This window comes from Pseudomonas sp. GD03842, from assembly GCF_029841165.1.
Classification (GTDB): Bacteria; Pseudomonadota; Gammaproteobacteria; order Pseudomonadales; family Pseudomonadaceae; genus Aquipseudomonas.
Genome location: NZ_JAOCEA010000002.1, coordinates 277,917 through 296,928, shown reverse-complemented (window position 1 = coordinate 296,928; position 19,012 = coordinate 277,917). Strand labels below are relative to the sequence as shown.

At 59.1% G+C, this 19,012-nt stretch carries 19 protein-coding genes; 9 read left to right on the top strand and 10 right to left on the bottom strand.

Annotated elements, in window-relative coordinates; translation table 11 throughout:
* Positions 1-93: 93 nt before the first annotated feature.
* Positions 94-1,752 carry a VRR-NUC domain-containing protein gene (locus N5D61_RS03885; protein WP_279890929.1) on the bottom strand — a complete coding sequence of 553 codons (1,659 nt, stop codon included), beginning with the start codon at positions 1,750-1,752 and terminating at the stop codon, positions 94-96.
* A 150-nt stretch (positions 1,753-1,902) separates the two neighbouring features.
* On the opposite strand from N5D61_RS03885, the gene N5D61_RS03880 reads away from it, so the two are divergent.
* The 3 genes from N5D61_RS03880 to N5D61_RS03870 all read left to right on the top strand — a co-directional run bounded on the left by N5D61_RS03880 (position 1,903) and on the right by N5D61_RS03870 (position 4,657).
* Positions 1,903-2,430, top strand: a complete 528-nt coding sequence (locus N5D61_RS03880) for a nucleoside 2-deoxyribosyltransferase (protein WP_279890927.1) — start codon at positions 1,903-1,905, stop codon at positions 2,428-2,430.
* A gap of 176 nt (positions 2,431-2,606) precedes the next feature.
* Positions 2,607-3,347: a response regulator gene (locus N5D61_RS03875; protein ID WP_279890925.1), complete on the top strand. Its 741-nt coding sequence runs from the start codon at positions 2,607-2,609 to the stop codon at positions 3,345-3,347.
* Positions 3,344-4,657 carry a HAMP domain-containing sensor histidine kinase gene (locus N5D61_RS03870; protein WP_279890924.1) on the top strand — a complete coding sequence of 438 codons (1,314 nt, stop codon included), beginning with the start codon at positions 3,344-3,346 and terminating at the stop codon, positions 4,655-4,657. The genes N5D61_RS03875 and N5D61_RS03870 overlap by 4 nt, the downstream gene beginning before the upstream one ends.
* 40 nt (positions 4,658-4,697) lie before the next feature.
* Here the strand turns inward: N5D61_RS03870 and N5D61_RS03865 are convergent, their stop codons facing one another.
* Entirely contained in the window at positions 4,698-5,714 is a 1,017-nt protein-coding gene (locus N5D61_RS03865) for a LacI family DNA-binding transcriptional regulator (RefSeq protein ID WP_279890922.1), read from the bottom strand.
* A gap of 269 nt (positions 5,715-5,983) precedes the next feature.
* Between N5D61_RS03865 and N5D61_RS03860 the strand changes: the two genes are divergently transcribed.
* The 3 genes from N5D61_RS03860 (at position 5,984) to csrA (ending at position 8,666) form a co-directional block, all read left to right on the top strand.
* Positions 5,984-6,499, top strand: a complete 516-nt coding sequence (locus tag N5D61_RS03860) for a gluconokinase (protein WP_177411062.1) — start codon at positions 5,984-5,986, stop codon at positions 6,497-6,499.
* Between the two features lie 115 nt (positions 6,500-6,614).
* Positions 6,615-7,967, top strand: coding sequence for a GntP family permease (locus N5D61_RS03855; RefSeq protein WP_108238391.1), 1,353 nt, complete (start codon positions 6,615-6,617; stop codon positions 7,965-7,967).
* A 507-nt stretch (positions 7,968-8,474) separates the two neighbouring features.
* Positions 8,475-8,666, top strand: coding sequence for a carbon storage regulator CsrA (gene csrA / locus N5D61_RS03850; RefSeq protein WP_108238392.1), 192 nt, complete (start codon positions 8,475-8,477; stop codon positions 8,664-8,666).
* A 230-nt stretch (positions 8,667-8,896) separates the two neighbouring features.
* On the opposite strand, the gene N5D61_RS03845 is transcribed toward csrA, so the two are convergent.
* A complete protein-coding gene (locus tag N5D61_RS03845; protein WP_279890919.1) occupies positions 8,897-9,139 on the bottom strand; it encodes a DUF465 domain-containing protein in 243 nt (80 codons plus the stop codon).
* Between the two features lie 100 nt (positions 9,140-9,239).
* Entirely contained in the window at positions 9,240-9,818 is a 579-nt protein-coding gene (locus N5D61_RS03840) for a helix-turn-helix domain containing protein (protein WP_279890918.1), read from the bottom strand.
* A 158-nt stretch (positions 9,819-9,976) separates the two neighbouring features.
* Between N5D61_RS03840 and N5D61_RS03835 the strand changes: the two genes are divergently transcribed.
* A complete protein-coding gene (locus N5D61_RS03835; RefSeq protein WP_279890916.1) occupies positions 9,977-11,236 on the top strand; it encodes a YbfB/YjiJ family MFS transporter in 1,260 nt (419 codons plus the stop codon).
* Here the strand turns inward: N5D61_RS03835 and N5D61_RS03830 are convergent.
* The 3 genes from N5D61_RS03830 to N5D61_RS03820 form a co-directional block, all read right to left on the bottom strand.
* The gene (locus tag N5D61_RS03830) at positions 11,233-12,174 is read right to left on the bottom strand and encodes a ketopantoate reductase family protein (RefSeq protein ID WP_279890914.1); all 942 of its coding nucleotides are present in this window, start codon (positions 12,172-12,174) and stop codon (positions 11,233-11,235) included. The two genes, N5D61_RS03835 and N5D61_RS03830, sit on opposite strands and share 4 nt — an antisense overlap.
* A 184-nt stretch (positions 12,175-12,358) precedes the next feature.
* Positions 12,359-13,789, bottom strand: coding sequence for a pyridine nucleotide-disulfide oxidoreductase (locus tag N5D61_RS03825; RefSeq protein WP_108238397.1), 1,431 nt, complete (start codon positions 13,787-13,789; stop codon positions 12,359-12,361).
* A gap of 852 nt (positions 13,790-14,641) precedes the next feature.
* Positions 14,642-15,391 carry an IclR family transcriptional regulator gene (locus N5D61_RS03820; protein ID WP_108238398.1) on the bottom strand — a complete coding sequence of 250 codons (750 nt, stop codon included), beginning with the start codon at positions 15,389-15,391 and terminating at the stop codon, positions 14,642-14,644.
* Between the two features lie 104 nt (positions 15,392-15,495).
* Between N5D61_RS03820 and N5D61_RS03815 the strand changes: the two genes are divergently transcribed.
* Positions 15,496-16,641 carry an MFS transporter gene (locus N5D61_RS03815; protein ID WP_279890911.1) on the top strand — a complete coding sequence of 382 codons (1,146 nt, stop codon included), beginning with the start codon at positions 15,496-15,498 and terminating at the stop codon, positions 16,639-16,641.
* 235 nt (positions 16,642-16,876) lie between these two features.
* The gene (locus tag N5D61_RS03810; RefSeq protein ID WP_108238400.1) at positions 16,877-17,197 is read left to right on the top strand and encodes a hypothetical protein; all 321 of its coding nucleotides are present in this window, start codon (positions 16,877-16,879) and stop codon (positions 17,195-17,197) included.
* 2 nt (positions 17,198-17,199) lie between these two features.
* On the opposite strand, the gene N5D61_RS03805 is transcribed toward N5D61_RS03810, so the two are convergent.
* The 3 genes from N5D61_RS03805 to N5D61_RS03795 form a co-directional block, all read right to left on the bottom strand.
* Positions 17,200-17,622 carry a hypothetical protein gene (locus N5D61_RS03805; protein WP_279890908.1) on the bottom strand — a complete coding sequence of 141 codons (423 nt, stop codon included), beginning with the start codon at positions 17,620-17,622 and terminating at the stop codon, positions 17,200-17,202.
* A gap of 228 nt (positions 17,623-17,850) precedes the next feature.
* Complete coding sequence (locus N5D61_RS03800; protein ID WP_279890906.1) at positions 17,851-18,114, bottom strand: DUF1652 domain-containing protein; 264 nt, start codon at positions 18,112-18,114, stop codon at positions 17,851-17,853.
* A 365-nt stretch (positions 18,115-18,479) separates the two neighbouring features.
* Positions 18,480-18,956 carry a GNAT family N-acetyltransferase gene (locus N5D61_RS03795; RefSeq protein ID WP_108238403.1) on the bottom strand — a complete coding sequence of 159 codons (477 nt, stop codon included), beginning with the start codon at positions 18,954-18,956 and terminating at the stop codon, positions 18,480-18,482.
* Positions 18,957-19,012 lie beyond the last annotated feature (56 nt).

The window sequence follows — 19,012 nt, the reverse complement described above, 5'->3', positions numbered from 1 at the left end:
CTGCCGCGCAGGAGCGTGGCCGCAGTGACCGGCTGAAGCCCGACGTCCGAGGCCGGTCGACGACGCCCCTGCGTGCCTTCACGCTCGAAGGCCTCAACCTGCCAGGGCCGAGTCCTGTGTCCACTGCACGTAACACACCACCACCGGCATGCCATGCTCGGCGCAGAAGTCCAACCAGCGCAATTGGTTGTCCTGCAGCCGATCACCCGGCCCTTTCACCTCGATCATGCGGTAGCTGCGCTGCGCCGGATAGAACTGGATCAGATCGGGCATCCCTGTACGGTTGGCTTTGATGTCTTGCAGCAACCGGCGGAACCAGCATTCGAGATGATGCGGCGCAAGGCAATGGAGTGCCTGTTCCAAGAGCGCCGGGGTCAGCGCTCCCCAGAACACGAACGGTGATTGCAGGCCGAATTTATCCAGATAACACTGCCGGATCGTCGAGAGGTAACGCTCGTCACCGAGCTGGCTCAGGCACGCCTCGAACAGGTCCGCACGCCGGGTGTAGAAGTCCGGGCTGTAGAGGTCGCTTGGCGCACTGTGGAAGGGATGAAAGAACGCCCCCGGCACCGGCGCGAACACCGCTGGCCAGCACAGCAGGCCGAACAGTGAATTGATCAGCGCATTCTCGACGTAATGCACTTCACTGCCCTCTTCGCTCAGGTGCAACTGAATCAGTTTCTCGACGCTGTGACCAGGCAGCGGCGTCACGCTCAGGTCGAGCCGGGTCACCGCGCGCGTCACGCGCCTGCCCGTCGCGCCCTGACCGAGCTTTTTCAGCAGACGAGGCTGGATACGCAACAAGTGCTGGGATTCCGCTTCGTTTTCAGGGGCCGCTTGCGCCTGTTGCAACAGGACAAGCGCTTGCGCGTAGTGACCGGAACGCTCCAGCACCCGGATTCTGCGCACCCGCGCGCCGGGATAACGGGACTGTTCATAGACCGCCAGCGCCAGGGTCAGGTCCTGATCGCGTTCGGCCTGGTAACCGATCTGGTACAGCAGCTTGGCGCGACGCATCGCCAGCCAGGGGTTATCCGTGCGGATGGCCAGTGCCTGAGCCGCCAGTTCGCTGAGCACGGCGCTGTCATCCAGCGCCTGTCGGCAAAGGTGCAATGCGAGGCAGACGTCAATATCGGCGCGCTGACTGATGCCTCGCGACTCGACGGAAAATTCGACTTTTTCGTAACGGTAGATGCCCAGGTCAGCGAGGACGAATTCGGACCATTCCTGATGCAGATTGCCGAAATACAACAGCCGAAGGCGATCGCACAGGGGCATGATCTCCAGCGAAAAGACCACCTCTTCCATGCCTGCAAACCATTCGGCCAGCGGCAGTGGCGCCGGATAGTGCGGCACCAACCGCTCCAGCAGTTGGGTCTTCTTTTCGTTGCTTTTGGGGGCGTGAGCAGTGAAGCACCGCGTCAGTTCCTCCTTGCGCAACAATGCAAACAGCGCCTGGAGGTCGAGGTGAGGCGCGTCGTCGACCCAGCCGCGGTCGATCAACGGCGCCACCGCCCGATGAACGTCACCGATCTCTGCGTAGTTCAGCTTGCTGGTACGGAACAACGTGCCCTTGCGCATGATCATGCGCACCAGCAGCGCCTGGGCGGCTTGGGGCAAATCGGCGAATGCTCCAATGAAGCGCTGCTCTTCAGGGTCGAGCAGGTCGTCATAACGCTGGGCGATCCACGTGAGAGCCTGGCGAAAATTCTCGAGGTAGTAAAACGGATTGTCGAGGGGCGAAAGGCTCACAACGGGGTCACACTGGCAGCCATGAAAACGGTGAGGATACTGTTTATCCGTACAGAGTCCACCCCCGATTGCCGTCTTGGCTGCATGAGCTGATCAATGGCAACTGAAGTTGCCGCTAGAATGCCCGGATCTTCTTCCAAGGACCTCCCGATGCCGCTCTCTCGCTCTCCCCAGGTCTACCTCGCCGGATTCGATGTGTTCCGCAATGACGCCATCGACAGGGGGCGCTACCTCAAGGCCCTGTGCGAAGCCCAGGGGCTGGTGGGGCTCTACCCGTTCGATAATGAAGTCCCGGCGGGCCTGCCGCCCGAAGAGACGGCCACGCTGATCTGCAATGCCAACATCGCCATGATCCGCCGCTGCGATGCCGTCGTCGCCAACCTCAACTGCTTCCGCGGGGCCGAACCAGACTCAGGGACTGCATTCGAAGTGGGCATGGCGGTCGCGCTGGGCAAACCGGTCTGGGCCTATTTCGACGACCTCGGCAGCCTGCGGCACCAGGTCAAGCACGATGCGCAGGGCTTCGACGCCCAAGGGTTCCAGGTCGAAGACTTCCAATTGCCGAAAAACCTGATGCTCGCCTGCACCTGGGCAGGCAGCAGCGCGACCCCTGAACTTGCGATCGCAGCCTTGGCACGCTGGCTTGGCGAGCCTGCCGGTCATGACCTTGATCGCTGACTACCGTGGCGGGCGCCTGCCAGGCGACGTGACCTTCTCGACACCGGGCCGGTTTTTTTGAATCGCCATGTAGGCTACGCAGTGTCAGATACAGTGCAATACAAAGGGTCACGGGCAACCCTGTCGCGACTGGGTAAGATACGCCGCAGACCAATGACAATGAGGGTAACGAGACCATGGAGCACGTCGACCACATTCTGATCGTGGATGATGATCGGGAAATCCGGGAGCTGGTGGGCAATTACCTGAAAAAGAACGGCCTGCGCACCACCGTGGTGGCCGACGGCAGGCAGATGCGCGCCTTTCTCGAGTCGACTCCGGTTGACCTCATTGTGTTGGACATCATGATGCCGGGGGACGATGGCCTGCTGTTGTGTCGAGAACTGCGTTCCGGCAAGCACAAGACCACGCCGGTGCTGATGCTCACTGCGCGTAGCGACGAAACCGACCGCATCATCGGGTTGGAGATGGGCGCTGACGACTACCTGGTCAAGCCGTTTGCCGCGCGGGAGCTGCTGGCGCGGATCAATGCCGTGCTGCGTCGCACCCGCATGTTGCCGCCGAACCTCATTGTCAGCGAATCCGGGCGGCTGCTGGCCTTCGGCAAGTGGCGCCTTGACACCACGGCACGCCACCTGTTGGACGCCGAAGGCACGGTAGTCGCCCTCAGCGGCGCCGAATACCGCCTGCTGCGCACCTTCCTCGACCACCCGCAACGGGTGCTCAGCCGTGATCAGTTGCTCAACCTGACCCAAGGCCGCGACGCCGACCTGTTCGATCGCTCCATCGACCTGCTGGTCAGTCGCTTGCGTCAGCGCCTGCTGGACGATGCCCGCGACCCCGCCTACATCAAGACCGTGCGCAGTGAAGGCTATGTGTTCACCTACGCGGTGGAAATCCTCGGGGACCCGGTATGAAGGCAGGCTTCGGTTGGCCGCGCACGCTGGCATCGCGGTTGTCGCTGATTTTCCTGATCAGCCTGGTGCTGGCCCACGGCATGTCCTTCGGCTTGCAATTCTACGAGCGCTACCAAAGCGCGATGACCATGATGCTGGGCAACATGCAGCAGGATCTGACCACCACCCTCGCCATGCTCGAGCGCTTGCCCGCCGAAGAGCGGGCCGCATGGCTGCCGCGCTTCGAACACCCGAACTATCGCTACGTCTTGGGTACCGGCCAGACCGGTACGCCGATGGACATGAACAAAGCACCGATTTCGGTGCATACGATGCAGGCGGCACTGGGCCGCGATTATCCAGTGGTGTTCAACACGATCCCCGACAGCCGCCCGCATTATCAGGCGCACCTCACCCTGCGCGACGGCAACCCGCTCACTATCGATGTGCGCCCGGCCATCACGCCATTGTCGCCTTGGCTGCCATTGCTGCTGATCGGGCAACTGGTGTTATTGGTGACTTGCACCTGGCTGGCGGTGCGAACGGCGATCCGCCCGTTGACCCGCCTGTCCCAAGCCGTGGACACGCTGGACCCTAACGGCGAGGGCATCCGCCTCGACGAAAGCGGCCCCACGGAAGTCGCCTACGCGGCTGTGGCGTTCAATTCCATGCAACAACGCATCGCCACCTACGTGAAGGAGCGGATGCAGTTGCTGGCGGCCATTTCCCACGACCTTCAAACGCCCATCACCCGCATGAAGCTGCGCGCCGAATTCATGGACGACGGCATCGAGAAAGACAAGCTGTGGAGCGACCTGAACGAAATGCAGCATTTGGTTCAAGAGGGCGTGGCCTATGCCCGCAGCATGGACACCTCCACCGAAACCGCCAAACGCGTGAATCTGGATGCCTTTCTCGACAGCCTGGTATTCGACTATCAGGACATGAACCAATCGGTGCAGTTGAGTGGTAAAGCACAAGCGGTAATCGACACTCGCCCCCATGCGTTGCGTCGGGTGCTGGTGAACCTCACCGACAATGCGCTGAAATTCGCTGGCGCGGCGGAGGTTCAGGTGCAGTCTCAGGGCGACCAGGGGGTGTCGATTCAGGTGCTGGATCGCGGGCCAGGCATTTCGCAGGCGGAGCTGGCTGAAGTGCTCAAGCCGTTCTACCGGGTGGAGAGTTCGCGCAACCGCGACACAGGGGGGACCGGGCTGGGACTGGCCATCGCTCAGCAACTGGCAAGGGCATTGGGCGGCTCGCTGACGCTGTCCAATCGTGACGGCGGCGGCCTGTGTGCCGAGCTCAAGCTGCCGCGCACCCTGGCCTGACGTTCCCATGGAGCCACCCCGGCTCCGGTTTTCCGGGGGTTCAGGTGCTTTCCCGGATCACCAGCTCGAAGCCCAGATCGACCTGGGCCTGCTGCACGTTGCCGTCCAGCAACCCTAGCAACAACTGCGCGGCGCGTTGCCCCACCTGCTCGCGGGGCGTGCGGATCGAGGTCAGACGCGGCACCATGTGTGCAGAGCCCGGCAGGTCGTTGAAGCCGATCAGCGACACCTGTTCAGGGATGCGGATCCCCCGTCGCAATGCCTCCAGCGTCGCCCCCTGGGCCAGGTCATCGTTGCAGAAAAAGATGCCATCCACGTCCGGGTGCTCATCCAGCAGCCGGGCGAACATCTCGCCACCCAGGCCAATGGATGACGGCAGCGAAGTGGCCATCTGCAGCGCTTCGTCGTACAGACCCTGCGCTTCCAGCGCACTGCGAAAGCCGGCGCCACGCTGAATGACCCGAGGGTCCAGCTGCGCCGACACATACGCCAGGCGTCGACGCCCGCGGCTCAACAGGTGCTGCGCCGCTGCTGCCCCCGCCTGCTGCTGGGAGAACCCCACGCAAGGCTCGGCACGACTGGGGTCCAGTTCCATCATGTGGACACAGGGCACCCCGCTGGCCGCCAACAATTGTTGGGCCGCGTGGCTGCGATCGAAGCCGGTCAGCAAGATACCCCGCGGCCGGTTCGCCAAGTGGCTGCGGAGCAGGTTTTCCTCTTCGACGGGCGAATAATGGTAGTTGCCGATCACCACTTCCAGGCCACGCGGGCGCAGGACGTTCTGAATCGCTTCGAGGGTCTCGATGAACAACTGGTTGGACAACGACGGCACTAACACCACTACCGACTGGCTTTGCGACGACGCGAGCGCTCGCGCGGCAGGGTTGGCGACATAGCCTAGACTTTGCGCAGCTGCCTGGACTTTCTCTACCAGCTCCGGCGCCACCGTGGCCACGCCACGCAGCGCGCGAGACGCCGTGATAGGCGAGACAGCGGCCAGTTTTGCGACTTCGGTAAGGGTAGGACGACCGGTGGAACGGGAACCAATGCGTGTCATGCGTTGCCAACTGAACGTAGGAAAAGCTCAAGGGGTTGCGATTGTTTCTGATGGGCTCTAAGGTAGCGCTATCCCACGGAGGCCCGCAACTTTTCGATCGTCCTGTCGAAAGAAGAGATGTATCTCATGGATCAGCGAGATACCCATAACAATGACTACACCCGGAAACAGCCTTGCCGGCCTTGCACACGATTCGGCAAAGACAGCGCTGTCTTCGGGGCGAGGTTTTTATGACTACTGCTCCACATGCAATCTCCGCCCTCGTGATCATGGGTGTTTCAGGCTGCGGCAAAAGTGCCGTGGGTGCTGAAATCGCCAAACGCAGCGGCGGCCGCCTCATCGAAGGCGACGCCTTCCACCCCAAAGCCAACATCGACAAGATGAGCGCTGGCCATCCCCTCAACGACGACGACCGCGCCGGCTGGTTGACCCGCCTTGGGGAAGAAGTTGCGGCGGCGTTGCGCAATGGCGAGAAACCGGTCCTGACCTGCTCCTCCCTCAAACTGATCTACCGCGATCGCTTGCGCGCCGCCGTGCCGGGCCTGGGGTTCGTGTTTCTGGAACTCACCAAGGAACTGGCGACCGAGCGCTGCTCGCACCGCCCTGGCCACTTCATGCCGGCCAGCCTGGTCGACAGTCAATTCGCGACGTTGGAACCGCCTTACGGAGAAGACCGCACGCTGGTCGTGGATGCGACTCAGCCGATCGAGACCATCGGCGCTGACGCAGCGGCATGGTGGAGCGCATCGCAAACCTCATCTGCCACCGCTCTTACCGGCTCCTGATCGCGGGACCGGCGTGAGCGAAAAAGACAGCGCTGTCTTTTCGTGTACACAAGGCAGTGAACAACAGCGTTGAGCAGTAGCTCCAAAAAAACAAAATACAACGGAGAGACACCCCATGTTCGGTATGACTCAAGACACGTATCTACTCGTAGATGCGCTGGTGACCATCATCGGCCTCGTGCTATTGATCACCAAGTTCAAGGTCCACCCTTTTATTGCATTGACCATTGCGGCTGGTTTTCTCGGGCTGACCTCCGGGATGCCGGTCGAAAAAGTGATGAAATCCTTCCAGGACGGCTTCGGGGGCGTGCTGGGCTTCGTCGGCATCATCCTCGGGCTGGGCACCATGCTCGGCAAGCTGATGGCTGACTCCGGCGGCGCCGACCAGATCGCCCAGACCTTGATTCGCCGCTTCGGCAAGGAGCGCGTGCACTGGGCCATGATGTTTTCGGCGTTTCTGGTGGGTATCCCACTGTTCTTCGAAATCGGCTTCGTGCTGTTGATTCCGCTGGTGTTCATCGTGGCTCGTCGCAGCGGCGTGTCCATCGTCAAGATCGGCATTCCGCTGCTGGCCGGCCTGTCCGCGGTTCACGGCCTCGTCCCTCCGCATCCGGGCCCTTTGCTGGCGATCGGCATCTTCAACGCCGACATCGGCAAGACCATTTTCTATGGCCTGATCGTAGCGTTCCCAACAGCGATCATTGCCGGTCCAATCTTCGGAAAATGGATTGCCAAACACATTCCCGGCAACCCGTCCAAAGACCTGATGGATCAGATTGCCAAGGAATCGACTAACGAAAACCTGCCCAGCTTCGGCATTACCCTGCTGACAATCCTGCTGCCGGTTTTCCTGATGCTGTTGAAGACCTTCGCTGACGTGGCGCTGCCCAACGGTCACATTTTCCGCATCTGGATGGACTTCATCGGGCACCCGATCGCCGCCCTGCTCTTTGCGCTGCTGCTGGCGTTCTACACCTTCGGCTCGGCCCGTGGCTTCAGCCGCGAGCAGATCATCAAGCTGCTGGACCAGAGCCTGGCGCCAGTGGCGGCCATCGTGCTGATCGTGGGTGCCGGGGGTGGTTTCAAACAAATGCTGGTGGACAGCGGCGTCGGTAACCTGATCGGCCACATGGCGGTGCAGGCGCAGATTTCGCCCATTCTGCTGGCGTGGCTGGTGGCGGCCGTGATTCGGATCGCCACCGGCTCTGCTACCGTGGCGACCATCACCGGTGCTGGTATCGTCGCACCCGTGGTCGCGATGGTGCCTGGGGTCAACCGGGAACTGCTGGTACTGGCCACCGGCGCAGGTTCCTTGATCCTGTCCCATGTGAACGACGCAGGCTTCTGGCTGGTCAAGCAATACTTCAACATGACCGTGACCGAAACCCTGAAGACCTGGACAGTGATGGAAACCATCCTGTCGGTGGTCGGTATCATCCTCATCATGCTGTTGTCGCTGGTGGTCTGATTCCAGACGGCTGCATCCCATGCCCACCCGCCGCGGTGGGCATGTCTTTTCTCTTTCACGTCATCCCTTCCTGAAACCTCCGATCCCGCCGTGGGGATGGCGAGATTTCGGTGCACTCTCTTATACTTTGCGTTCGCGCTATACGGAATTCTCCTACACTACACTAGGAAATGACGTACAAGCGGCCTAATGAAAATTTCATCGCCACTTGGCATGAGTTCTTTGCAATAAATGCGAAAGGAGTGTGCAATAGGCGCCGCCCCGGACTTGGCTATGAGGGTAATAGCGAATCCATACGGGGAATTACCGCCAAAAGCAGGCAAAATTCGTACACCGTCTGGCCTCAGGAACCCGAGCCAATGACAAGAAGATGAACCTGGGGAATTAAAATCATGCCAAAGGCGTCTTACGGATGACGCATTTGGATGCAATCGGCAACCACCATCACCCAAGGCTACGGCCAGCCTCTTGGCAGAGGCGTTCCACGAGGCCATCAAGGAAAAGATTATGTTAATACTCACCCGCAAAGTCGGCGAAAGCATAAACATTGGTGACGAAATCACCGTCACCATTCTGGGCGTACAGGGCTTGCAGGTCCGTCTCGGAATCAATGCGCCGAAAAACGTTTCGGTGCACCGTGAAGAGATTTACAAACGCATCCAGGCCGAAATTGCACCGAACAACCAAGAGCAGCAGTGAGCCGTCCGGTTCATCTTCTCTGATTGGCATCGGCCGTAATGTGGGCCGATAAAATAAACGGCGTATTCCCCGGCGCCGTTTTTTTTCGTCTATTGGATCCATTCACGACTTCAGCGCATTGAACGCAGTGCAACTAAGCAGCGCCGGAAGGGCAACTTGACCAGGGCCCGAAACGAAAACGGCCCGAGTCTGGAGACTCGGGCCGCGCCGTTAATCAACGAACCCTCGGTTCATTGGCTGTAAGAAACGTGTTTGACGATTTTATCTTTGACCAATAGCCGCTCTTCCTTAAGCCGTTTGAGCTGATCGTCCGAAACATCCCCCGCGGATCCAGACTCGGCTTCGACGATGTCGGCATCGAGCGACTCATAACTGTCGATCAAACTATTGAGCTTGGGATCCTTGCCCCGCATTTTGATCACCTCTTCCTTGGCGATACTCAAATCCGCGTACAAATCGTGCTTGACCGGCATGTCGGGCTCTCCTCTTGCGCCAGATGTCGAGTAGTTGAGGGTAGCTCACGGCGAAGGTTCGGTTTTTTTGCCACGCAGCGCACGGAGCGGTGGGTGGCTTTCACGGCCGGATCAACACCTTGACCATCGACGCAGCGGTGCTGCGCAAACGGGCTTCGTCCTGATACACACGCTCCATGACGACGACGCCGCGCGTGAAGGTCGACACCAGGCGCGACGCCTCGCTGGCCGTCAGGTTGAGTGTAGCGTTCTGTTCTTCGAGGGCGAATCGGGTCTGCAGCAAGGCTTCGATGTCATCGAGCATTCCCTGCAGGGCTGTGCGAATGGTCTCGACTTCGGAGATACCGTCGACAGCCGTCTTGGTGGTCAAACAGCCGCGGGTCGGCGTGCCTTCGGTCATCGAGGTAATGATGAAATCGAAAAAACCTTCGAGCGCCACCTTGATCGATGGGTCAGCCAGGGCCGCGGCCATGTGGCCGGTCATGCGTTGTCGATAGCGGTCGAACACCTTGAGGAACAACTGCTCCTTGCCCTGATAGGCGTTGTACAGCGAGCCCCGCAACACGCCGGTGGCTTGCGCCAAATCCTGCATCGACGTCGCGCTGAGGCCTTTCTGCCAGAACACGTTCAACGCCAGATCCAGTGTACGGTCCTCGTCGAATTGCCTCACACCCGCCATGACTTCAGCTCCCCCACTGTGCATTGACCTGCCGCCAATCGAGCCACGAACAGGTAGGAGTGAAGTTGACCTCATTCTTGTCAGCGCTGTCAATTTTGACTAGCATGGCAAACATGACATAGGTGTCAAACATTCCCCCATTGCATTCGGGTGCGCATATGCAGCCTTCCTCGGTTTCAGAAGACACACCACAAGCACTCTCCTCCTCCGCCGCGCCCATCCCCTGGCATGCCATCATCGCCGGGCTGTGTGCCACGCTGGTCGGCATCGGCCTCGCGCGCTTTGCCTACACGCCGCTGATTCCGCCGTTGATCGAGAATCACTGGTTCGCCACCTCAGCCATCATCGTCCTGAGCGCTGCCAACCTGGCGGGCTATTTCATCGGCGCGCTGCTGGGGCGCCCCTTGGCGCGCAGATTGACGAACCGCCACACCCTGCGACTGATGATGGTGCTGGTCACGCTATCCTTTGCCGGCTGTGCCGTGCCGTTCTCCACTCTCTGGTTCTTCGCATGGCGCTTCGTTTCCGGTCTCGCCGGTGGGGCGATCATGGTTTTGGTGGCCTCCACGGTCCTTCCGCACATTCCGGGAACCCGCAAAGGTCTGGCCAGCGGCGCAATCTTCTTCGGGTTGGGGCTGGGTATTGCGGCATCCGGCACGCTGGTGCCTCTGCTGCTGGACATGGGGTTGCGCGTAACATGGCTGGGCCTGAGCCTGTTCTGTGCGCTGCTCACCGCCGTGAGCTGGACCGGCTGGCCGACTGCGGCGGCGCCTGTCTCTTCCGCCCCTGGGCACGCATCGGCACCCCGCCCTCATCACCATGCGCTATTCCTCAGAATGACGTACGCCCAGTTCGGGCTGATGGCGATTGGGCTCGTGCCACTGATGGTATTTCTGGTGGATTTCGTCGCCCGAGACTTGGGCATGGGTGCACACGTCGGGGCGCTGTATTGGATCGTGTATGGGGTCGGCGCGTTGATCGGTCCCATGCTCTACGGTGCCATTGCCGACTGGATGGGCCCGACCCGTGGTATCCGACTGGTTTTGGTGATTCAGGCGCTGGTCGTCGGCCTGCTTTACTCCGCCCATGACGGCCTGGTGATTGCCGCATTGACGTTGGTCATCGGCACCTTCCCGCCCGGCATCGTGCCGCTGGTTCTGGCGCGGATCCATGAGCTGTTGCCTCATGATCCCAGCGCACAAGGTGCGGCCTGGAGCCGAGCGACCACGGCATTCGCGCTGCTGCAAGCCGTCTCCGGCTACGGGTACTCCCTACTGTTCAATGGCAGCGGCGGCAATCATCGTCTGCTGTTTCTGATCGGCACTGGCGCATTGCTGCTTGCCCTGCTGCTGGAACTGCTGGTGCGCGCCTTCGCCAGCAGTAAGAAACACCCGAATCGCCCGATCGAAGGCGCTTAGCCGCGCTCGCGCAATCGCCGCGCTTCGTAGGATTTAAGGTGCAGATAAACCGTGTCCAGCGTCGATAACCCGCCTTTGGCATGCTTATCGGCGCTCGAACGCCGGGCGACAAGGTCGCCGATCACATGCTCGACTTCGATCGGTGCGCCCCGCTCGATGTCACGCAGCATCGAGGCGGTCATCTTCGAACCCCGAGTGGTCAGCATCGTTTGAAAGCGTTGCCGCACGTCGCGGCGCAGGGGGTACCCGGCGTTTTCGGCGATGCTCGCGCATTCAGCCAATAACTGCAGCACCCATGCCTCCCCTCCGCTGGCCATGACATCGCCGATGCTCGCGCGCAAAGCGCCCGTCACACCTGCTCCCGTGGCAATGAAACACCATTTTTCCCACATTTCCTGGACGATCTGCTGGCTCAGGTTGGCGTCAAATCCAGCGTCGGCCAGTGCGTCGGCGACTTTCAAGATGCGCTGCGACACGGCACCGCTCAATTCGCCGAACGACAACTGATTCGTGTCGTTCAAGTGCAGGATCGCGCCGGAGGCATCGCGGTCCAGTGAAATCAGGCACTGCCCGCCCAGCACGTTGCCCGGAGCGAAGCGCTCGGCCAGGCGGTCCAGATGAGCCATGCCATTGAGCAGTGGCAGGATGAGCGTCTCGGCGCCCACTGCCGCCGCGAAGGACTCCATCGCCGCGTCGAGGTCATAGGCCTTGCAACTGAGGAGGATCAGGTCGAAGGTCTGATCCAGCATGGGCGTCATCACCAGAGGCGGCGATGGATACACGATATTGCCCAACGGGCTGCGTACGATCAGGCCGTCGCGGTCCAGCTCCTCTGCCCTGGTGGGACGCACCAGAAACGTCACGTCGCGCCCCGCCTCGAGCAACCGCCCCCCGAAATAACCGCCAATCGCACCTGCACCCACGATCAAAATTCGCATGTTCTGTCGGTTCCTTGTGGAGTCAATCAGAGGTGTCCGGACACCCAGAATAGATGAAGCCGTCGACTCTATCCAAAAGCAGCATGATGACCAACATATTGCTGCGCATGATCGTTGAAATATTTCAGGCAAAAAAAATCCCGAATCCCTCCAAGGGACTCGGGATACCGGGTAGCAGGCGGCGTCAGGACGGCGCATTGGCCAGGACGGGCCAGATGAACGGCTGACGCTGCTCTTCGCGGTTGGCCACGCGCCGGCGCGCCACACTGACCGGCTGGACCACCGGCTGTTGCAGGCGAGCCAGGACCGCATCGATCACCGCGCCACTGGCGTCGTTGTGGAATTGCCAAACGCCGTAGATCCGGCCGTCGAACGACGCTTCGCTGCCCAGGCGAGGATCGACCCCCAGCCCTGCGCCCAAGCCGAACAGGTGCAGGCCGTACAAGCGTTGACCGCTGCTGTCCAGCGGGCAACCCGAAGGGTCGGAATCCAGCCCGCCCTTGACCTCCATCAGCCGGATGGCGCCGCCGCCGGCGTAACTCAGCACAGGCAGCATCGGCTGATAGCCGGTGCACTGCACCACCACCTCCGACTCCGCCAGCGCCTGACGCGCCTGGTCGAAATGCCCAACCGGGCCTTCGAGCGTCTGCCACATGTGCAACCGCACGCCCGTCTTGCCGATGCGCCCTTTGGCCAGCGCTTCGCGCCCGACATCCAGCGCCCGATAGCGCAAGCCACCCGAACGATTCACGCGGCCCGACACCGGACACACATCCTTTTGAGGGTCGAAGGCATAGCCCGCTTCGAGCGCCGCTTCGGCGGTTTCGTAAAACAGACGTATCTGCGAGCGATGCACCAGCGTCACCTCGGTCAAACCGGCGAACTCCAACGCATCGGCGAGATTCTCGAGAACGGAGAACGCGCTGTGGGACCCTCCCACGACACAGATGCGGCCCTTGCGCGCCAGCGTTGAAGCGAACACATCACGCAGCTCCACGGCGTTCATGCGCAACAGCGTATCGGCACTGAGCACCCGGGCGGACGGGGGTACAGCCAAGCCTTGGTCGGCCAGGCTGTCGAGCAGGTGTTGCGGATCCTGGCGCCCCCCCAGATTGAGGACCAACGCGCGGCAACGAATTCGGCGCGTCCGCCCCTCGGCTTCCACCCACACATGGTACTCATCATCGTCCTGCACCACTTCCGTGATGGTGGTACGCGTCCAGAGCTTTACGCCGTAGTGCTCGACGATGAAATTCAGGACCAGGGTGGAAGCCTCCGCCAGCAATTCGGCCACATCGGCCAACTGCGGCGCGCTTTGCGCCTGGCGGCGGATACGCCAATACGCTGGCGAATGCTCCAGCGGCTCGAACACATCGCGCAGCGCGGGGTCACGCAGACAGTCCAGGAAAACATCGCCGACTGAGTTGGCCGTGATCCGATAATCCCCCAACCGCCCCGTTCCGGGATTAGGGCTGGCGTCGACAATGATCAGGCCTTCCCTGGCCAGCTCTGGCATCGCGCCGCTCTTCAAGGCGTTGAACAAGAACCCCATACCGGCTGGCCCCGCTCCCCCGACGACGCAACCGCACACGGTTTCCAGATGATCTCCATACATAATCGTGACTCCGAACTTAGTCGATATATTGGGACGCTGCCCACTGTTTGCCGGGACCCAACCCTGCAGGCACTGCTCAACGCCTGCCTAGATGCACTGCTGATTGTTTTTATTTGCGACCACTTGTTGTTGGCACACTTCCAATTGAGAAACGACTACCGATACCGTGGTCGTCAACGACAGTATGAAAGTTTGTATATGAAGAAGTACCGCTTACCTGAAATGGCGCTCAGGCAGCCGTATGCGCTTTTTATCAAGAGAGACCAAAATCGAATGAGCCTGGTTGTCTCAGGCGACAACACGGTCGGCGCATGGCATTTCAGTCGGGGACGCTACCGCCATCTCGCCGAGCGCTCTGTTTCAAGCCTTTCGCGGATAAGGGCCAAGCCCAGAAGTGAAAGTTCACGCTATTTAAGCGCTAGGTGGGTGACGCCATGGTTTCAAAAAACAGGGGGAGTGTCAAATTTTCGAGAAAAGAGCTTTATATGGATTTACCACTTATAACCTATTGATTTTTATCGTATTTAATTATTGACGCCATAATAATATCGCTACCTTTCTTTTGCATGCGTTTTTAATATGAAAAAAAGCCGTTAGTTATTCAGTCCATCACGCCGTGAAGATTGATTGCACCCGTTAACACATCAGGAACTTGCCATTTTTTCGTCACGTCCTCGTTAGTTTTATCCGCTCGGTTGTTTTCAGTTGTTCCTCATCATGACGCCGACGGTCTGGCAAAAAAATGACGCTGTTAATTGAACTAGCAGGGGCAAACGCTGTGTGCTCGCGACAAGGGCAGTCGCTTTTGCCCCCGCGTCATTGGTCGAGAAGGTCTGACCATTCTCGGATTGATTACCCTCCAATCAACGCTTCTATCTCTGCTTTGCACTGAAGCAGCGCAGCTTTCAACGATTGGAAATTGTTGTGAAAACGCAGCGCAGGCACTGCAAGTGAGATCGCGTAATGTTCGGACAGTCCACTGCGGATACTTACGCCGATGCCGCAGACACCTTCAGCATGCTCCTCCTTGTCGACGGCCCATCCTTGCTGCCTGCCGACGTTCACTTCCGTGATCAAGGATCTCAGTGAAACGATGGTTGAAGCGGTCCGTTGCTCAAGCGGCTCGCTCAGCAACTGAGATAAAAACTCGTCTGGAAACATGCCTAGCAGTGCTTTGCCGTGGGCGGTGCAATGTATAGGAAACGCGGTACCCAAAGGAGAGACGACACGCAACTCCTGATCAGATGGATATTGATCGACAGATATGGCATGGAGCCCACGGTAGACGGAGACATCCACCGTCTCTCGCGTGCGACGTCCCAGGCCCTCAACGTACGGCCTGGCGATTGCCACCAAGTCGGTGTGGGCAGACGCTGCAAGTCGGACAAGCGCAGGCCCAAGGCGGACCCCCGAGCTGCCAGTCAATACCATTTGCTGAGCCTCAAGCGCTGACACAATGCGATGCACCGTTGTACGTGGCAATCCGGAAGCTTTAGAGATCTGACCGAGGCTCAATCCTTCTCGCTGGTTTTCCAAAGTTTTAAGCACCGCAGCCGCTCTTGCTATCACCTGCTTACCACTACCCTCTGCTTCGGACGTCACACTTCCTCCTTCGTCTTTTGTCGGTCCTCCCATTGACAGCGGGAGGATCACCCCACATGCTTTGTACCACCTGGCGGATAGCTGTTCCACTAATCGGACAAATCATGAAGTTACAACTTACGCGCGCAGGATCCTTCGTTCTGCTGGCGGTAGCAAGCCTGACCATTATGGTGGGGTGTGTCATCGTTCCCGGCTTGCCCACCATTGCGCGGCAGCTCGGGGTGGGGAATGCAGCGAGTTGGCTGGTCACCCTTCCGTCACTGGGAGTCATTATCTTTGGCCCGCTGGCGGGCAAGCTCATCGACCGTATCGGCCTGTATAAGGCCCTGTGCTTTGGGCTCTTTACTTATGGACTACTCGGAGTGGCGGGATTCCTGATCCTTGGGCCACTCGTGTTTGTCGACCGATTTTTTCTTGGCGGATCGACGGTACTGATCATGGCGGCCGGAACGGGTCTGATTTCGGAGTTCTACGAAGGCAAAGCTCGTCTGAACATGATTGCAAAGCAAGGCATGTCCATCGAACTCGGTGGGGTGATTTTTCTCTTCGTAGCTGGCGTGCTGGCGAACGTCGGATGGCAGTGGCCTTTCGTGCTTTACCTATCCTCTTGGGTGCTTCTCGCGTTGGTGCTGACGTGCGTACCTCAACCTATTGTCGGCCAACATGCATGCGTACAACGTCAGCAGACAGCGACGCCATCGGCTGATTTGAGGGTCGTATACGCTTCAGCTGTGCTGTCCATGGCCGTGTTTTTCACCGCCATCATCATGCTTCCCCTTCGACTGCACGGTCTCGGACTAAACGAGGCCCAGGTGGGGTACTTTTTGTCTTATGTGTCGCTGATCGCGGTGTGCGCGGCCGCTATCATGCCAATCGCGGCGCGGAAGATGGGCGACTACAGCACGTTGATTGTTGGCTTCATAAGCTATGCCCTGGCACACCTGGCATTCATGACCGCAGAAGGCTTGGCACCGATGATCGAGGGAGGGCTTTGCCTGGGTCTCGGATTTGGATTAACCATTCCAATGGTCAACCACTTGACCATCGAGTTCAGCCACCCGGCACAGAGAGGCCGCAATCTGGCCTGGCTTTCCGTGGCAATTTTTGCCGGTCAGTTCATCTCATCATTCATGGACTTCATACCGGGTGGCCAGGCTCATGGGTTCCTTGGCGCAGCAGGTATAGCTGGAGTGGCCGTGGGTATTCTGGCGGTTAGCATCAGGACTCGGAGATCTAGACAAGCCACCTGAGACATCCGGGAAAGCGTTCGATGGGTCATCTTGCGCGACTGACGCTCAGTGCGCCGACTCCCGAAGACATGACGATCATCAATTTACGTCATCTGCTGGAGCAGCATCCCAGGCCAAGCTGGCAATGCCCGATGAGCGGTAGCGCCTTTGGTAGAAAAAGGACGAACTATCTCGCGCTCACGCCGCTCCATACGCCATCTGTCGCTGACGCCGAAAGTACGAAGGAGCTGCCCTCATGGATATGAATGCTGAGAAAAACCGTCGGTCCAGCATCGCTGAAATCGACTATTCGCGTGACACCCTCTTCGGGCCAGTTCCCATGCAGGCCACCTGCAGGGTGAGGCTGTCCACCGTCGAGCAAAATGGGCAATCCTTACGTGAACTGGTCATTCTGGGCGCTGTGCCGGATTACCTATCCCGTTCGTCGATCATCCGTGTGGCATTGGACGGGCGAATCGAAGCTGGGCCGATCCGCGAACACGGTTCGGTCAAGGATGGGGATCAAGAGGCTTTCCGGCTGCTGTTCGAGGATGAGCAGCCACGACGGGTGCACTGAATTCAGGGCCCCGCCCGGCCCGCAGGCAGGTTCGCGTGCGCATCGGCGTGCAAATCGGCTGACTGAAGAATCAGCGCATGGCTCAACGGTGGATGCTCCTCTTGCGAGGCATCGCTGGTCGGGGCGAAATCCTCAAGCGTGCGTTCGACCTGGTCACGGTAACGCAAACCATCGATTTTCGGCGCCGTGTCCAATACTGGATCGGTCGGCAGCAGACGCTGGCGCTCAAGGGCTGTCATGGGGGGCTGGAAGGTGGCATTTTTCGCCTCCAGGCGCTGCAACATGAGCACGATGGCCGCCACGGACATCACCACCACTGCCAGCAGCAGGCCAAGCCCCAACATGACTTTTTGCCTGCGAAGCAAATGCTTGTGGACGTTTCCTTGAATATTCCCGTGAGTACCTTCGGCCTGGTGGTCGACCATGCGCATTCCTCGAACTGAGTTCGGCGATCGGTCGCCGGTTGCGCCGTTAAGATAAAAAATAATGCTGCGCTTTGGAAGCAGGACTTTCGCCTGCACACTCACCACACGTGGCTTTATCCAGAGATCAGTGCCGGGGAATATGACAGGTGAAGAAGGTTTAGATAAAAAACGCCCATGTCGGAATGACCGCATGGGCGTATTTGTTATGCAGCAGTGGTTATAAAACTATCAACTGGCCAGCGCCTGTCGATCATTCGATTGCCCTAAGGACACTTCTGCGCGTAATTCGGAAATAAGCTCACAAAGGGCCCGACTGGTATCCAGTCTGTCCAGACGGATGCCGCTGGCAAACAGCTCCACGCGCGCAGTCAAGGGGTCGATGACCTCGACGGTCATCGTGTTATCCATGATCGTGCAATGGCAACGGTGAGGCAGGAAGCCGCTTTCAATAATGCCACGCAGCTCCAGGTTTGAAAGGGTATAAGCAAGCATTGACGACATCCTCCTTGGGCGAAAGCTAATTCCAAAAAAAGCAGCAACCGCCCGTCTTTTATTAGGAACTTCCATGGATAAAGACATTTTATCCCGATTCGTCAGATGAACCTCTGTCGTTTGGCGAATACACAACTTATACGCCTCGCCCTTTTTTGGGGCAACCCAATGCAGTTACATCCATTTGTTATTGATAAATGACGGGCCTTTATTGATAAAACGTTTCATCAATACGTTGTAAAAGGAAAAAACGCGATGGATGTGAGATATGCAATGACGGGCGGGGTAAAAGGGCCGATGACCGGCAGAATTGAAGAGCACCCACTCGTCGGCCAGATGCAAGTCGACCGACGAGTGGACGACCATCAGGCGTGGGGAAGGCGCAAGTGGATCAATGCCACCCGATTTCCTCGCTTGTCGAGACGTTCCTCAATGGCGAAAGGTTTGAAGCCCAACTTGGGATAAAAGAGCAGCCCGGGGACGTTATGGTTGAAACATGACGCCGTTAGCTCTTTCGCCTCATGCTTGCCGAAGGCCAGCTCCATCATGCAACCGAGCATGTAACGACCTACCCCTTTCGAGCGGGCATGCGGCGCAATGATGACGTTGCCCATCGAGCAGCGACCGCGGAAATCGTAGCGCGAGAAATTGGCAAACCCCACGACCTCGCCGTTCAGCTCGATCACCGTGTTGTCCGAGCGTTGCTCGATGGCGTCCTTCAGCTGCGCCGGCGTCAGCGGGAATGCCGCTTTAGGAAACATATAAAAGAGCTCATCCACACTCTGTGGCATGTCGCACACGGCCGGTATGTCTTTTTCTTCTAGGGGACGATGTTGAAACATGAGAATTACCTCTCGAAGAGACGGGCCTGAGCCGAGACTATAGGCCATGAGCTGGC

Bases quoted from the DNA above. Each gene is read 5' to 3' on its own strand.
- N5D61_RS03880 (WP_279890927.1), top strand. From the start codon at position 1,903: ATGCCGCTCTCTCGCTCTCCCCAGGTCTACCTCGCCGGATTCGATGTG.
- N5D61_RS03855 (WP_108238391.1), top strand. From the start codon at position 6,615: ATGTTCGGTATGACTCAAGACACGTATCTACTCGTAGATGCGCTGGTG.
- N5D61_RS03870 (WP_279890924.1), top strand. From the start codon at position 3,344: ATGAAGGCAGGCTTCGGTTGGCCGCGCACGCTGGCATCGCGGTTGTCG.
- N5D61_RS03810 (WP_108238400.1), top strand. From the start codon at position 16,877: ATGGATATGAATGCTGAGAAAAACCGTCGGTCCAGCATCGCTGAAATC.
- N5D61_RS03840 (WP_279890918.1), bottom strand. From the start codon at position 9,818: ATGGCGGGTGTGAGGCAATTCGACGAGGACCGTACACTGGATCTGGCG.
- N5D61_RS03875 (WP_279890925.1), top strand. From the start codon at position 2,607: ATGGAGCACGTCGACCACATTCTGATCGTGGATGATGATCGGGAAATC.
- N5D61_RS03860 (WP_177411062.1), top strand. From the start codon at position 5,984: ATGGGTGTTTCAGGCTGCGGCAAAAGTGCCGTGGGTGCTGAAATCGCC.
- csrA (WP_108238392.1), top strand. From the start codon at position 8,475: ATGTTAATACTCACCCGCAAAGTCGGCGAAAGCATAAACATTGGTGAC.
- N5D61_RS03795 (WP_108238403.1), bottom strand. From the start codon at position 18,956: ATGTTTCAACATCGTCCCCTAGAAGAAAAAGACATACCGGCCGTGTGC.
- N5D61_RS03830 (WP_279890914.1), bottom strand. From the start codon at position 12,174: ATGCGAATTTTGATCGTGGGTGCAGGTGCGATTGGCGGTTATTTCGGG.
- N5D61_RS03825 (WP_108238397.1), bottom strand. From the start codon at position 13,789: ATGTATGGAGATCATCTGGAAACCGTGTGCGGTTGCGTCGTCGGGGGA.
- N5D61_RS03805 (WP_279890908.1), bottom strand. From the start codon at position 17,622: ATGGTCGACCACCAGGCCGAAGGTACTCACGGGAATATTCAAGGAAAC.
- N5D61_RS03800 (WP_279890906.1), bottom strand. From the start codon at position 18,114: ATGCTTGCTTATACCCTTTCAAACCTGGAGCTGCGTGGCATTATTGAA.
- N5D61_RS03835 (WP_279890916.1), top strand. From the start codon at position 9,977: ATGCAGCCTTCCTCGGTTTCAGAAGACACACCACAAGCACTCTCCTCC.
- N5D61_RS03845 (WP_279890919.1), bottom strand. From the start codon at position 9,139: ATGCCGGTCAAGCACGATTTGTACGCGGATTTGAGTATCGCCAAGGAA.
- N5D61_RS03865 (WP_279890922.1), bottom strand. From the start codon at position 5,714: ATGACACGCATTGGTTCCCGTTCCACCGGTCGTCCTACCCTTACCGAA.
- N5D61_RS03815 (WP_279890911.1), top strand. From the start codon at position 15,496: ATGAAGTTACAACTTACGCGCGCAGGATCCTTCGTTCTGCTGGCGGTA.